Source organism: Butyrivibrio sp. MC2013 (genome assembly GCF_000424585.1).
Lineage (GTDB): Bacteria > Bacillota > Clostridia > Lachnospirales > Lachnospiraceae > Butyrivibrio.
In genome coordinates this window covers 58,903-73,065 of record NZ_AUKE01000019.1, presented here as the reverse complement: position 1 = coordinate 73,065, position 14,163 = coordinate 58,903, and the positions used below count along the sequence as shown (strand labels likewise).

General features: G+C 39.6%; 12 protein-coding genes. All 12 read right to left on the bottom strand.

Annotation, left to right across the window (positions count from 1 at the left end):
• Positions 1–148 precede the first annotated feature (148 nt).
• Entirely contained in the window at positions 149–2,620 is a 2,472-nt protein-coding gene (locus G636_RS18245; protein ID WP_081668375.1) for a GmrSD restriction endonuclease domain-containing protein, read from the bottom strand.
• Positions 2,613–3,893: a DUF262 domain-containing protein gene (locus G636_RS0110905; RefSeq protein ID WP_026508090.1), complete on the bottom strand. Its 1,281-nt coding sequence runs from the start codon at positions 3,891–3,893 to the stop codon at positions 2,613–2,615. Before G636_RS0110905 ends, G636_RS18245 begins: the two co-directional genes overlap by 8 nt.
• Before the next feature lie 55 nt (positions 3,894–3,948).
• Positions 3,949–4,959: a DUF3883 domain-containing protein gene (locus G636_RS0110900; RefSeq protein WP_026508089.1), complete on the bottom strand. Its 1,011-nt coding sequence runs from the start codon at positions 4,957–4,959 to the stop codon at positions 3,949–3,951.
• Positions 4,956–5,402 (bottom strand): very short patch repair endonuclease, encoded by a 447-nt coding sequence (locus tag G636_RS0110895; protein WP_026508088.1) that lies wholly within the window; start codon positions 5,400–5,402, stop codon positions 4,956–4,958. Before G636_RS0110895 ends, G636_RS0110900 begins: the two co-directional genes overlap by 4 nt.
• A complete protein-coding gene (gene dcm, locus G636_RS0110890) occupies positions 5,395–6,561 on the bottom strand; it encodes a DNA (cytosine-5-)-methyltransferase (protein ID WP_026508087.1) in 1,167 nt (388 codons plus the stop codon). Before dcm ends, G636_RS0110895 begins: the two co-directional genes overlap by 8 nt.
• 3 nt (positions 6,562–6,564) lie before the next feature.
• Positions 6,565–7,401, bottom strand: coding sequence for an HNH endonuclease (locus G636_RS20555; RefSeq protein WP_196803094.1), 837 nt, complete (start codon positions 7,399–7,401; stop codon positions 6,565–6,567).
• 2 nt (positions 7,402–7,403) lie between these two features.
• A complete protein-coding gene (locus G636_RS0110880) occupies positions 7,404–9,035 on the bottom strand; it encodes an ATP-binding protein (protein WP_051226900.1) in 1,632 nt (543 codons plus the stop codon).
• Positions 9,036–9,040: 5 nt separating this feature from the next.
• Positions 9,041–10,927, bottom strand: coding sequence for a DEAD/DEAH box helicase (locus G636_RS0110875; protein WP_035779530.1), 1,887 nt, complete (start codon positions 10,925–10,927; stop codon positions 9,041–9,043).
• A 5-nt stretch (positions 10,928–10,932) separates the two neighbouring features.
• A complete protein-coding gene (locus tag G636_RS19615; RefSeq protein WP_026508084.1) occupies positions 10,933–12,066 on the bottom strand; it encodes a hypothetical protein in 1,134 nt (377 codons plus the stop codon).
• A 3-nt stretch (positions 12,067–12,069) separates the two neighbouring features.
• Positions 12,070–12,291, bottom strand: a complete 222-nt coding sequence (locus G636_RS0110865; RefSeq protein ID WP_026508083.1) for a helix-turn-helix domain-containing protein — start codon at positions 12,289–12,291, stop codon at positions 12,070–12,072.
• A gap of 337 nt (positions 12,292–12,628) precedes the next feature.
• A complete protein-coding gene (locus tag G636_RS0110860; RefSeq protein ID WP_026508082.1) occupies positions 12,629–13,624 on the bottom strand; it encodes a helix-turn-helix transcriptional regulator in 996 nt (331 codons plus the stop codon).
• Positions 13,625–13,847: 223 nt separating this feature from the next.
• Complete coding sequence (locus G636_RS0110855) at positions 13,848–14,144, bottom strand: HIRAN domain-containing protein (protein ID WP_026508081.1); 297 nt, start codon at positions 14,142–14,144, stop codon at positions 13,848–13,850.
• Positions 14,145–14,163: the final 19 nt, after the last annotated feature.

Here is a 14,163-nt window from a genome sequence, read left to right as displayed (position 1 = left end):
AGTCCTGCTGTCAACTTTTTTTCAGAAAAAAAAGACCCCTATACCATTTCTGGTATAAGAGTCTTATTGTCGTCACACTTAACTTAATGACATTGCCTAGTTTTTCCAGCTTCTTCAAACGGTGTTACATACAATTTCGACATATATATCATCTTCCCATAATATAATCCGATTCAGCCAGCATTCTATTCTCAAATGCTTTAACCTGTCTGTAGCATTCTTCAAGAGCATTTATAACATCTTCTTTTGTAGTTTTTTCATTAAAGCGTATCCGATCCGAAACAAACGGGGTTCGCCACTTCCAGTTTTCCTTCTGAATCCTTGATGGAAATTTATCATTTATGCGCTCACATATCTTCATTAGGTAATCTGGTATATTTTCTGAACTTAACGCCAACTGAATTCTGACATGCCTGCCCTGAGAGTTTGCGATTTCATAAAAATAATGTGTTTTCGTTCCCCAACCACTTGCGGCAATCTCAGCTTCCGGCAACAGCTTTGATGTTGCTTTTGTCGTGTATCGCACAAATTTCTTTCCACAGCGATTCTGGTCTATTTCAATCTCGCCAGCTTTCTGCTTTTCCATAGCCCAGTCAAGCATAATAGAGGCAACATTGAGAGACGTTCCTTGTTTATGTCCTGTAATACTTTCTATCTGATCATCATCTTCATCAGGAAATACAACAGTAGTTTCAACACCACATGCATTGAAGAGCAGGTTTAGCATTGACTTTTCATGTTCCTTATATGCCGTCTCCTTCCAGTATAGGCTTGCAACCTTGTCCCCATGTTTTTCCGTAAGTTCGCTCATAATACGAAGCTTAAGACTACCTTTAGCTATCATCTCCTTGAAGGTACTCTTTTTGGCTTCCGGCGACATATTTGAAAATTTTGAGTTAACATTTCTTTGAATAATGCAAAGATTACCAAACTGATCCACTCCATCTTTCCACTGTTCGAAGGTTCCCTCGGACGGATTCTGTGGATACCAGTGTTCTACAGAGTTCCTGAATTCGAAAGTGAAGTTATCATACTTATTGCGGTTTGAATTCCAAATAAGGAAATCAAGGTAATTGAATACAATATGCGGAGTATTTACCCCCATTGCATAGGAGCCATCCTTACATACATCAAAGAAATTCTCCCGTACTGCTTCTTTTGCAATATTTTCAGTTACAACATCATATTCAGCCATGTATTCATCGCTTGTATGTTTACATCCATCTTCGGATAACCACTGCAATAGCTTAGTGATCCAGTGCATAACCTTCGGGGATGTATATGAGACACGAAGTGCAGATTGAAGCATGACATTGGTATCGTTTCTCCAATTATTTGTCCGGTCCCATTCCCCGCTACGTGCAAATCGCGAATTACGATAGTATGGCTTCTTCTTGGATTGTTGACCTGATACATAGAGACTCTTAAGGCTCCACTCACCATCTGAATTATCATTAGCATATTCACGCTTAACGATATACTTGTCGAACAGATATCTTGTCCTCAGCAGGCAAATGATATAATCCCTTGCAAACTGCGCTTTATCATCAGCTATTTTCTTGCCAACCATCACACCATGATTGATTACTCGTTTGAAACTGTCTATCAGCTTCTTATCATCCAAGAGTTCTGCTATAATAGCAGAGTTTTCATCCTCATGTCTGATACCTTTGATCCATATGAGAACCTTAAGAGCGTGGATCAGAAAATACGGAAACTCAATGATGCTCTCGAAACGCACTCTGACATCATCATCCAGATAACCATCGTCATCATCAACCTTAAAATCTATATCAATAATATCTGCAATTTTATGACCATTCCCATTAACATCTGCCGCCTTGATCCCATTTACAAGCTTGTTCCAGTTATCCGACGGCAAATCATTCCACCCGCCGCCAAAGATGTTTTCACGCACTTCATTATTCTTACTTACGAAATGCATCTGCACATAGCCTGTCATATCGCTACAAGCATCCCAGATTTTAGCAAATAAAGCCTTTTCGGAATCATTTGGAAGATACCGCATAAGAGTAGCCTTCAAAATGTCGTGCTGCTCTAACTGCTCCCCGCGCGTATTCATAATCTCGAAATAACGATTAAGGTCTGTATTCTCCGGAACTTCGATACGATATACAATCACCTTTCTTAGTTTTTCCAGAAAGCTTTCCTTATCAAAATCATCTTTATTTATCTCTTCTGTTAGTATATCTATCCCTCGCTGGATTCCGGATTCAATCCGATCCATATCAAGTTTGCTCCTGTCATCCAACAACAGATCTTTGATATTCTTGAGCGTATAATTCGACTTTTCACGGCACGCAAATGTAAGAGTATTCTTGACTTCCAAGCCAAGACAACTCATCAGGAGATAAAGTGATGTAAGTCTCTGCTGACCATCTACCACCTCATACCTATCATCCTGCTTTGATACAATCAATGCTCCGATATAGTAATTTGTATCCTCTGAGATATCTGATATATCCTCGATAAGTTGTGTAAGCTGCTTATCCTCCCACGCATAAGCACGCTGATACAGCGGAATAATATATTCCATCTTAGTATCAAATATATTGCTTTCAGTACCTAACACCCTGAGTTCTGTTATGAAGTCACTCATTAGACACCTCCACTATCCCATTCATCTCCTTCAGCTTTGTATAAAGAGGCATCCATTTATTGCTTGCCGGAGCATCATTATCTCTTTTGATTTTTATCTGGAGTCCAGAAATCTCAGTATGCAATCTGGCAAAGCTTATCTTTGCAAACATTGGTATTGTATTCGAATAACGCTGATTGCTTTCATCACCGATAGCATATTTATTGATACTGTCAAATCCAAGGTTTTCCATATCTACTCGTATCATAAACGCCCAACTGAATAACTTCTTTACAGCCATCTCGTCAAAATTATGAAACTTATCGTAATAACACAGCAGGGCACAGTAAAATAAATTCTTGGTGTATCCGAATCCGGCTGATCCGGTCTTAAAATCAAGAACATCCTTTATTGTTGCAAACGACTTGTTATTATCTATCTCGGCTCTCACATCGCGCAAAAGATACATGTAATGCTCTACCATCTCAAAAAAGTCGTTCCCTGCAATAAAGGGTTCTGTAATCTGGAAATATGGCATAGCTTTGCTGGCTCTCCTTGCATATGAATATGTTGAGCCTTCACCAACACCCTTATAAGTATCAATCTCTTTGGCCGTAAATGGTCTGCTCTTAATCCCTCGTGACCAATTCCATACTGGGAACAGATATAGATCAAATAATTCTCTGATCTGAGAAGTATCCTTAGCTTCCCATTTAGTGACAGCATGCTCCATCTCATATGGATATTTCTTCATTTCTCGAAGATGATATGCCTTCAGCAGATCGTGAGGATCCAGTTCTTTACCTCTTGTGTTTTGTGAATCAAATAATTGGAATGCCTCTTCCACCTTATCAACGCTGATGACCACAACTTCAAGAATGTCCTCGAACGCCTTGATGAAACCATCTCTTGTCTCCTCATTCTTCAAAGAAAACCATTCCCTGATGAAATTGAAATTATTATGGATATTGGTCTGGGTCACTTTGTTGGCAAAGTCTTTTTCTAAAATACTACAATTAAAGCCGGGTTCAATGCACTGTTTCAGAAGTGTCAGAGATATAATACGCTGCTGTCCATCGACGACATCTGCCACACCATTTTCATTATTATGAATAATGATTGTCCCTATTCGATATTTAAAGCCACTGCGATACCTCTCAGCATCAGCTATTGAATTTGTGATATCTCCAAGCAAATCTGTAATATTCTGAATCGTCCATTTGTACGGACGTTGATAATCCGGAATATCAAGATTCATATTCAACAAATTGTTAATACTCTTTATCTCGGCCACTTATGTATCCTCTTACATTCTTTGTTAGTTTCTATGGCAACCGGTTCTATATCTCTTACTTTTTATATGCAAGGTATTCCGTGGGTACAAGCTCATAGTTAGTATCTATAGCCCCTTTAATCCTGTAATACTTCGCCTGACTACTATGGGTATTCATTTCATAAATCCGATAGATATAATAGTAATCTGACAGTCGTCTTGAAACCTCCACCTCATTAGGCGTCACATAAAAAGGTGTGTCCTTCTTTTCCGATGTCGCTTTAACCTCTATGTATATTTCGATTTCGTTCCCGTTTTCATCTATATCAGTAGAAATCAGATCATACCCTAATCCATCTTTTACCCTGGCTACATTTACCACTTTTTCAACCAAGTCCATTCTTCCAATATCTGCCAGTCTTCTTTTTTCGATTTCAACGGCGATGTCTTCTCCCCTGTTACCTTTTTTCTTACGATTCTTTTCACGTTTGGCCGCCTCCTCCGCTGAAAGGCTTCTTACAACAGATGTTGCTTTTCCAATACGTATTACCGTTGCTTTGTCGGGTGCTGTTTCTTCTATCAGCTTCATATCTGAAACATCTGTCAAATAGTTCAAATCATCACTCTGGATTACGTCTGACTCATCCTTGCCTTCATCAACCTCCCCAAATAGATTATCCCACTTGTCTTTTGATAAAACTCCAAGTACCGGAGCGGAGGATCCATCCTTAAAATAGATGTACCATATATCTCCCGCCGCAGCATTAAACGATTTTATAATTTCCTGATTGAAATATATGGTCATTTCATCTTTATCTTTCTTTGAAAACTTGCACGGAATTTTCATAACTGAAGTGCCATATATTTTTGCTTTGGGGCAGATCTCAAAGCATATATCCTGATTTGGTGTAACATTGACAATTGGAATATTCTCTTTTCCAATCTTCTTTACCAGCAACTGTCTGATTACACTTTTTACGTTATAAGTACCTTTACCAAGTTCTACATCAGTAAACGCAGTATATGCCCCATCTTCACATTCAAAGTATTTTTTCATTTCTTCGCTAAAGGAATCTGTCTGATTCATATGTCTACCCCCTCTGATAATTTCACATCAAAAATTATTTCTTCTATTGCCCTTACACATTCTGGTGTACGCTTTTTTATATCTTCTCCCCAAAATCTAATAACTTTCCATCCCTTTGAGGTCAATTCCTTATCCACCTCATTATCTCGCTCTATATTCCTCGAAATTTTGTTAACCCAGAATTCACCATGCTCTCCTTTTGAAATACGTTGTTTCTGCTGTTCCCAGTCCTTCCCATGGAAAAACTCACTGTCACAAAACACAGCTATCTTATATTTTGTGATTGCTATATCCGGTTTCCCTGTTATTTTTTTATAATTCTTTCGATAACGTATTCCTTTTTCCCAAAGCGCTTTTCTGAGTATTCTTTCAATGTCTGTATCTTTTGATTTTATACTCTTCATATTTTTTGTTCTTTGGGCTTTTGTAAGAACATCAGGCATGCCTGTTTTTCTCCAGTCGATTCATTGTAGATATCATGTTCTTCGCAATTTCTCTTACAACGGGTACGGCAACCGAATTCCCAAATTGCTTATATGCACGCGTGTCAGAAACAGGTATTATAAAATCCTCAGGAAATCCTTGTAATCTTGCACATTCTCTCGGTGTAAGCTTTCTTGGGGGTATATCATCACCCTGATCTATTAATATTTCACTGCCATCCTTGTAATATCTTGCGCTCAGCGTGTTCGTATACTCTGAGTCTTCATTAAACAAGGAAAACCCAAATCCATTTCCCTTTTTCTTATGTTCAGCCTTTCTTCTTTTGTGACCTTCGTACAGTTTTTCGCTGATTGTATATTTGGGGTCCACATTTTTCTCCAAAATATCTCCCAATCTCGTCGGGGTCTTAGGCGGAACCGGGAAGACAAATTCAAAGTTGTCATCAATGTCAAAGTACTTTTTATCAAACCCCACTATATAAATACGTTCTCTGTTTTGAGGAACTCCAAAATCGCCGGCACGAAGAACCGCCGATGTAACAGAATAGTTCAAAGCTTTAAGATGTTCCTCTATTACTTTATAAGTCCTGCCTTTGTCGTGACCTTTTAACTGTTTTACATTTTCCAGCAGAAATGCCTTTGGACGTTTTGCTGATAAGATTCGTTCTATGTCAAAAAATAAGGTACCTCTTGTATCAGAAAAGCCTTTATGAAGTCCAGCCTGAGAAAATGGCTGGCAAGGGAACCCGCCCAGAAGAACATCAAAATCCGGTATGTCCTTGTTTTCATCCACCTTAGTGATGTCACCCCAGATTTCGCCTCCAAAATTCATTTTGTAGGTTTTTTGAGCAAACTCATCCCATTCAGATGTAAATACGCACTCGCCACCTAACTCCTGAAAGGGAATTCGTATTCCTCCAATTCCGGCAAACAAATCTATATATTTGAAACTTGTCTTTTTCTTCTTTGTTTCGTATGGCTTCACCTTGGCAAAACTAACGATACATCGAACCATATCCGGATCCGGCGACACCTTTCCCGCCTCCCAGGCACGAAGCATTTTATCTCCATTTTTGCCCATACCAATAGCATCCGACATTTCTTTAATGCTTAACCCGAGCTCTTCTCTTCTTGATTTTATTACTAATGCATTATTCATTAGTTAGTTCTCCTTTACCTCTCGCTTATTTAAAATCTCTCGTAAATCTTCAGGCAAGTATGGTGGATCCTTTCTGTGAAGCATAGCATGACAATTAGGACAAACCGGTATCATGTCTGTAACAGGGTTCAGATAATATGTCCCACCATGATCTGCAACCTTCTCAATATGATGTACGTGGATAAATCCAGTGCCAATTACTCCATAGGTTCTTTCAAAATCAAATCCGCATATTTTACACGAATATCCGTTTGCAGCCAGACATAACTCTCTATTAACAGGATTTCTTTCATATCTGTCACTCAGTACCTCTTTTTTAGTTCCTTCCGAATATCTCTTTTCTTCCTCGATTAGATTCTCGATATTAAGAAGAGACAGTATTAGACCGGACGCTATTTTCGTCCATTCGCAGATAGCTGCTATTTCTGCTTCTTCCTCAAACTCTCTGTCAAGAATCTTATTAATTCTTATCTTTAGCTTTTCCCATTTCATAATCCACATATTCTCATCGTGCGGATCATAACCTATCTGGTTAATTATGAGATCAATCTTGGCGCCTTTATCCTTTATCAACGAATAATACGAAAGAAAATTATTTACTTTTTCGGAACCCGCATGGTTTATTTCATTGACGAACCCAGCCGCATATTTCTGTGGTTCTATTTCGATAATTATCCTGATTCCCTGCCTGATAAATATCGAAATGCAGAACAACTCCTCCATCTCGTTCTGCGGGATAACATTATATACAGGATCAGAGTATTCATACGATTTACTCACAGAAAAAGGAATATCATATAAATCCTCAAGCGAGTTTTTTATGTATTTGACATCATCCAACTTTATTCATCCTCTTCTTCCGGATCTGGCAAATCTGCAACCAGGGTTTTTAATATACGCGAAACCGCAATACGCATTTCTTCGTATTGTTCTTTAATTTCTTCGTTATAAGTTTTATGCTCAGCCTCTGCCAACGCCCAAAGCAACGCATCCATACCTGTTACCATCACATTTTGTGACAGAATTGGATAATATACCTTCTGATAATAAGGATGGCTTTGATTAATCTGCACCGCATGTTTTCCATCCGCTATACAAGGTTCCCACAACTGTCCATATTCAAGATCAGGTTTTGTTATAACCCTTACCTGTCCAGGTTTAGGATCAGAAATGATCGTAATCTTATGAGAAAATGTTCCGTTCTGGTTCTCTATCCGAACCTCATCAGGTTTTGTTACCGTGATTTTTGCCGCCTCTACTGATTTAGCTTTTTCATCAATATTTCTGTTTGACTCAGCATGAGCGTCTCTTTGTTCGGATTTTTTTGCCACATTTCTTGCAGTTCCATGTCTGTATCTTTCTTCCGCTGCCCTTCTTGGCGCCGGAAGGAAACTAGACTTTAAGTATTCCAGTATCTCCTCCGCAGGTAAAATTCTGGATTTCTTTATATCAACGTTAAAAGCATCATCCAAAGTGTGATCAAATGAAAACTCAACCCTAAGTAGCGATCCATGAGGCTCATTAATATACAGATTAAGCCAATCCCCATAATGAATCAGCCTGTTCTCCCTATATACGTAGAATCCCTGCATGTCATTACTAATTCGTGCTTCTTTAGAAGCCTGTGGTGTAGAAAAAGCATCTTTATTAGGCAATAGGTAAGCCCTGATAATAACATTGGACGATGTCCCGTCCGGCATATCTACGGGCACTTCTTCATTCCCAACTAATTCAGTTAATTGTTCTGACGGTACAAAAGGATTCCACGCCTCAATATCTTTTCCATTCACTGTAATTTTGACATTTGTACCTCTTGAATCTGTCTTATCAAGGAATCTCTGATATACCATAGCTATATGGAACTGCAAATCGTTTATCTTCCGTTTTAACGCATTTTGTCGGTTCCCTCTGTTACTATAATTTTTTAACAGCCGGTCAACTTTTTCCCATACCACAAGTGTCCCCGTTCCTTCGCCAGCTGTTTCATTAAGCATGGATAATTCATCCTCTAAAACATCTGGCAATTTAAGTTTCCAGGCATGTTTATCCGCTACATAATCCAAATCCCACTGTGCCTTTTTCGCTTCGGCAGATTCCGCTCCTCTGGAGATTACAGAAAGACATCTACAGAATGCCGTTGATGCCGTTTTTAACCCAAGCCCAAACTTTCCAAGACTTCCCAAATCCGGACGAACCTTTGATCCATATGTCATAGCATTCTTTAGCCCGTTAAGATCCATTCCCTCTCCGTTATCTGCAATATAAACCGTTATTTCATCCTTCGGATTCATGTCGATACGTATATCCACTTTGGTAGCGTGGGCAGCAATGGAATTATCTATAATATCTGCAACTGCTGTATTAAAGTTATATCCAGTATCTCTCAACCCCTCTACAATTCGTTCCGGATCTGGCGGACATATAAAATCCTCATCATCATTGATCACATTGCTGTTAATTGTAGTTTTGATCATTTTATCTACCTCCTCTTCGGCGACTTACTAAGCGCTGCTATAATATCCTCCGCATTTTCTTTCTCACCATCTGTCCCAATGACAGCGCCTTCGGCAATATCCCTTTTCCGTTCTAATCTGTCATTTACTACTTCTTCAACTGTATTCTCGTAAAACAGACGATAAATAAACACGGTCTTTTCTTGTCCACGTCTGTATGATCTTGCAGACGCCTGATCCTCTAACGCCGGATTCCATTCCAGATTATAATGTATTACATGATTTGCCGAAGTAATGTTCAGCCCAACCCCTGCTGCTCTGGGATTAAGAACCAACAAGGCGCTTCCACTAAAATTGTTAAACGAATCAATAATTGTCTGTCGTTCTTCAACAGGTGTCGAACCATTAATTTTTAATACTGGAATGCCGAAGCGTTCCGGTATATCCTCCTCGAGAATTCCAAACATTTTCTGATAAGAAGTGAAAAGTATTACTTTTTCATTCCTATCTATAATCTCCTCCACAATCTCGCACATTCTCTGATACTTTACAGAGTCGGTAAAAGGGCTGCTAGACATTTGCACATCACACAACCTTGGATGCGTACAAAACATTCTCAATTTCTGAAGCGCAGCGAGCCCTATAGCATTTCCATTCACTCCCGTGACACTTATTTCTGATCGAAAATCCTCATACAATTGCGCCTCCGATTCTGACATAGTTAATGGCTGTGGTACGACTATTTTTTGAGGCAAATCAGTTGCAACGTTTTCAACAAGCCTTCTTATCATCATGGCGCTTAGAATAGGTTCAATCTTACTAGCTCCTTCTGAATCATCAGGATACTCGCTTTTATACTCTGTAACAGTTCCCAAAATTCCAGGGTTAATGAAATCAATGATCGACCAAATATCGCTTAAATGATTTTCAAAAGGGGTACCGGTAACAGCCAACGACCATTCTCTCGGAATTCTTTTTGTGTATTTTGTTCTGTCGCTATACGCATTCTTGATATTTTGCGCCTCATCCAGAACAACTATTTTCCAATTGATCATCGAAAACAAAGAGGCATCACTAACTACGGTACTGTACGCTGTAACAACCACATCATACTCTTCAAGTTCCTTGTATCGTCCTGTGCGAAATGATCCATGGTGAATAACAACACTTAAATCAGGAGCAAATTTCTCACACTCTCTTTTCCAGTTCTGCAGGAGTGACACTGGAGCAACAACCAGCATGGGAGTCTTGTTTTCTTTTTTCATCTCCAGCATTACGGTAATTACCTGGAGAGTTTTGCCAAGACCCATTTCATCTCCTAAAATACAACCCTTATTCTCTTCAAGCATATATAGCATCCATCTATACCCAGTCTCCTGATATCTGTACAGCTTTGCAGCAAGACCTTTCGGTAAAGATGTTTTATTATCTATTGGTTTATCAAGTGCTGAGAGGATAACTCGGTTATCTATAACATCGCTTCCTGCCTTGTTTATACATTTAACCAGCTCGATATATTGATATACTGTAATTCTCCCCGTCTTTATAATATGCAGATCCTCAAATATTCTCTGTAATTCCTCGGTACATCCTGTTACATAAAACCACTTATTCCCAGAAATGCACTGGTCAATTATATGACCATCAACAATGTCGATAGTCTCATGATTTTTCCCAGCAGTTTCCAGCGAAAGGATTATATCCCCCTCATCACCATTCCTGAGACGGCATACAATATCTTCTCCTACTTTGGAAAACTTTATATCCGGCAAATCCTCTGATGGATGGTTACATTCTATTCCATCAACAGGTTCGCCATTCAGCAATCTAAACACTTCATTAGCATCCGGATGTAAGATTTCACTTGAATTTTTTAATGCAATATGGTTTTTATCAACAATCCAAGTATACATGGATGCTATTTCCTTCCTAATTTTTCTATACTCTTAGCAGAGATAGAAATTCTGTGCGGTTTATCAGTTGATGTATTGTATCCGGATTCAGGCTCGCATACAATTGACGTATTTTTATCTTCTGACACAATTTCAATGTCATATGTCTGCCCTTGCAAATTAGTTGTAAATCTCTCTAATTTTTTTGTAATCTCCTTAAGATTTTTATCGGAACCATATGCGTTGACGATATCACCAACATAACCCTGACTGGCATTAACCAGATTCAGCATATTCAATACAACCGATAAATAAAAGTCGCCTCTGTCAACCGTTTTCTGGCCTGACCACCATGAATAATCAGTAACAAATCTCCAAATTCTTCCTGCTCCCCTTTTTATACGCTGCTCATCATCACTGTATTCGGCATGAAGAATTCTCTCACCGGATTTTATAAATAGATCTTTATCCACAGAGGCGGTATCATCTCTAAGGCTTTTCGCATACGAATCAGTCCGCTGACCATTTATGTTTGCTATTTTCTCAAAATATGTTTTATACCGATACAATTCGCTATATACTCCTACCGCATATGACGCAATAACAAACCATTGATTTGGGACGAATATGTTCTTGGACGTAGGCGTAGTTATAACCGACGTGGCATTATAATATTCGATTCTCCATTTAATACCCTCAAGATAGGCCTCATACGCCTCCTTAAATTCATTTGTTAATTCAACATCCTGCCATACAAAGTCCTCGCTGTAATGCATGGTTGATTGTCGTATAAGCGCTCTCAGATCTTTCAGTATTTCATTGTTTTCCAAGTTCGCACCGCCTTTCGCTATACTCAGCAATTTTTTTACAATTCTTTCAAGATCCGCATCAGTTACGCCTGCAAATTCATCGAATATCTTCTGTCTGGATGCCCTGAGTCCCCTCTGATACCAACCTTTTCTCCCGTTATCAAAATAAGGATCAAATTCATCCCTCATGTTTTTTATATTGTTAGGATTCTCATTTATTAAATCCCCTATGCCCTTGAATGCTTCTGTAAAATTCTTATAACCCAAAGCATGGACAGCCTTATCATTACATCTGGACAAATAATAGGAAACAATCAAACCAATTTCTTTTTTATCACTGATTTCTCTCATAACCTAATCCTCCGGTTGTCCATCAACTCTGTCAAAGCTCACTACATCACCTATGTTGCAATCGAAGTACTTGCAGAGTCTCTCCAGCACATCCAGTGAAACCTTTTCTCCTTTTCCCATTTTCGCAATAGTCGTCGAGCTAATTCCTACCGTGTCAATTAGGTCTGTTTTTTGCATTCCTTTATCTATTAGCAATTTCCATAACCCGTTATAAGAGACTTTCATTTTTACCTCGCATTCAGATTTAAAAACATATTTCGCATCATAAAACAAAACCAAAACAGTAGCGCGCCGATCAGGTCAGTCGGCGGGGCCTACACCCGAATACGATTATACCATTCTTGCTTTATTAAGTCTACGATTATCTTTATAAATATAAATATTTGATTTACCCAGAAAAAGGAATCCCTTTGATTTCCCTTTGATTTCCTTAACATCTATATAACATCTATAACATCCATATAAATAGAGACCAGAATATAGGCTATTCCAATTCCTTATCCTGATCTCTGTTGTAAAGGTACTTATTTCTTAAAATTCTTTCCTACGGTTGGTAAAAAAACTACTTTTTCCCGTACATCTTATTCATCGCCCTAATTTCCCCGGCGAATCTCTCCACTACTTCCTCCGGGCCGACGATCTTCACCTTCGTTCCCAGTGAAAAGATCCATCCAAGGAACTGATCACTGAGGGCTACATCCACATAGGTCTCCGACCAGCCTTCCTTGTCTGTCTTATATATGGAGATATCCTTTCCGAAGCGATCCAGGAGCACGCCCACCATCTCATTCTGGAAGTGGAGATTTACCCTGACCTCTTCACCGCCGAACATTCCGAAGTTCATCCGGGCATAGGCAGCCATATCGAACTGCTTGAAATGTTCCTTACCTTCACGCTTCTCGTCCGTAAGCTCTATATCACGCATCTTATCTACGCGATAATGCTTGATCTTATCCTCCTCCGCATCAAAACCGATCAGATAATAGTTCTCATCATCCCATGTGAGTGCCCAGGGGCTGACTTCATAGAGCTTATCCTTTCTCCGCTCCATTTTCTTATCCAGGTTCCAGCGCAGGTACTCGAAGCGGATCTTCTTATTATTGGTTATGGCATTATGGATATCATCGACGATGTAGTAAATGCTCTCATTCATCGTCTTGATCCGTCCCTGTACCACCACCTGCCGCTTAAGTTGTGATGCCTCATAATTGCTGGCGAGACTCGTCAGCTTCTTTATCAGATCATTGGATTTCTTCTCCGTGATGAACTTCGAGGACTGTATCGCATCCACCAAGAGTTTCAGTTCCGCTATCTCAAACTGCTTTTTTCCTACATGATAGGAATAGCTGCGCCCGTTCTTTTCTCCGATTACATCTATTCCAAGGACTCTCAGCGCCTCCAGATCGTCATACAGGCTCTTCCGGTCAGCGGTGACACCGTAGCCCTCCAGTGCCCTCTGGATCTCCGGCATCGTAATATGATGCTCATCGTCGGTCTTCTCCGTCATGATACGGCTCAAATAATACAGTTTCAGCTTCTGATTGGTTCCCTTTGGCATGATGTGTACCTCCCTATAGGTTTTCTCGATTTTACCACAATTCAGGCGGCTTTACATCATTTAGTGGGAAAATTATCGTACACTCTTGCATTTCATCTATTGCATATCCGAGTCACCCTTGCACTGCTCATAATATGCACAGGTCATACAGATGCCTTTACAGTATTTATTCTTACCCCGGAGGCACTTCCTTACCCAGTATATGAACCTCATCATATGAGCATCAATCCCCTTTCAGCTCACAGAGAGCACCTTTTGCAGTCACTAAGAGCACCTTGCCCTTGGCTTTCTTCTTCATGAGGTCATACATACGACCGGCGCTCTTGCTCTCACCGATTACCGTGTAAGGGCTGTTTGCCACATAGCCGATCTTGCCCAAACCCTTAAGTTCGACGCGAATTGCCTCCTTGTCATACTCATTGTCAGGCTCCTTGATCAGCTTTACCTTCATCCCCTTCTTAAGGAAATCGCTGCCAAGATAATGATTCGTTCCTGTAATAGTAAAATATACTTCTTTCATGGCCTTACCTGCCTTTCTT

Coding starts and splice junctions, on each gene's coding strand:
- G636_RS0110855 (WP_026508081.1), bottom strand. CDS start 14,144: ATGAAAGAAGTATATTTTACTATTACAGGAACGAATCATTATCTTGGC.
- G636_RS0110875 (WP_035779530.1), bottom strand. CDS start 10,927: ATGTATACTTGGATTGTTGATAAAAACCATATTGCATTAAAAAATTCA.
- G636_RS0110895 (WP_026508088.1), bottom strand. CDS start 5,402: ATGCCTGATGTTCTTACAAAAGCCCAAAGAACAAAAAATATGAAGAGT.
- G636_RS0110865 (WP_026508083.1), bottom strand. CDS start 12,291: ATGAAAGTCTCTTATAACGGGTTATGGAAATTGCTAATAGATAAAGGA.
- G636_RS0110860 (WP_026508082.1), bottom strand. CDS start 13,624: ATGCCAAAGGGAACCAATCAGAAGCTGAAACTGTATTATTTGAGCCGT.
- G636_RS0110900 (WP_026508089.1), bottom strand. CDS start 4,959: ATGAATCAGACAGATTCCTTTAGCGAAGAAATGAAAAAATACTTTGAA.
- dcm (WP_026508087.1), bottom strand. CDS start 6,561: ATGAATAATGCATTAGTAATAAAATCAAGAAGAGAAGAGCTCGGGTTA.
- G636_RS0110880 (WP_051226900.1), bottom strand. CDS start 9,035: ATGATCAAAACTACAATTAACAGCAATGTGATCAATGATGATGAGGAT.
- G636_RS19615 (WP_026508084.1), bottom strand. CDS start 12,066: ATGAGAGAAATCAGTGATAAAAAAGAAATTGGTTTGATTGTTTCCTAT.
- G636_RS18245 (WP_081668375.1), bottom strand. CDS start 2,620: ATGAGTGACTTCATAACAGAACTCAGGGTGTTAGGTACTGAAAGCAAT.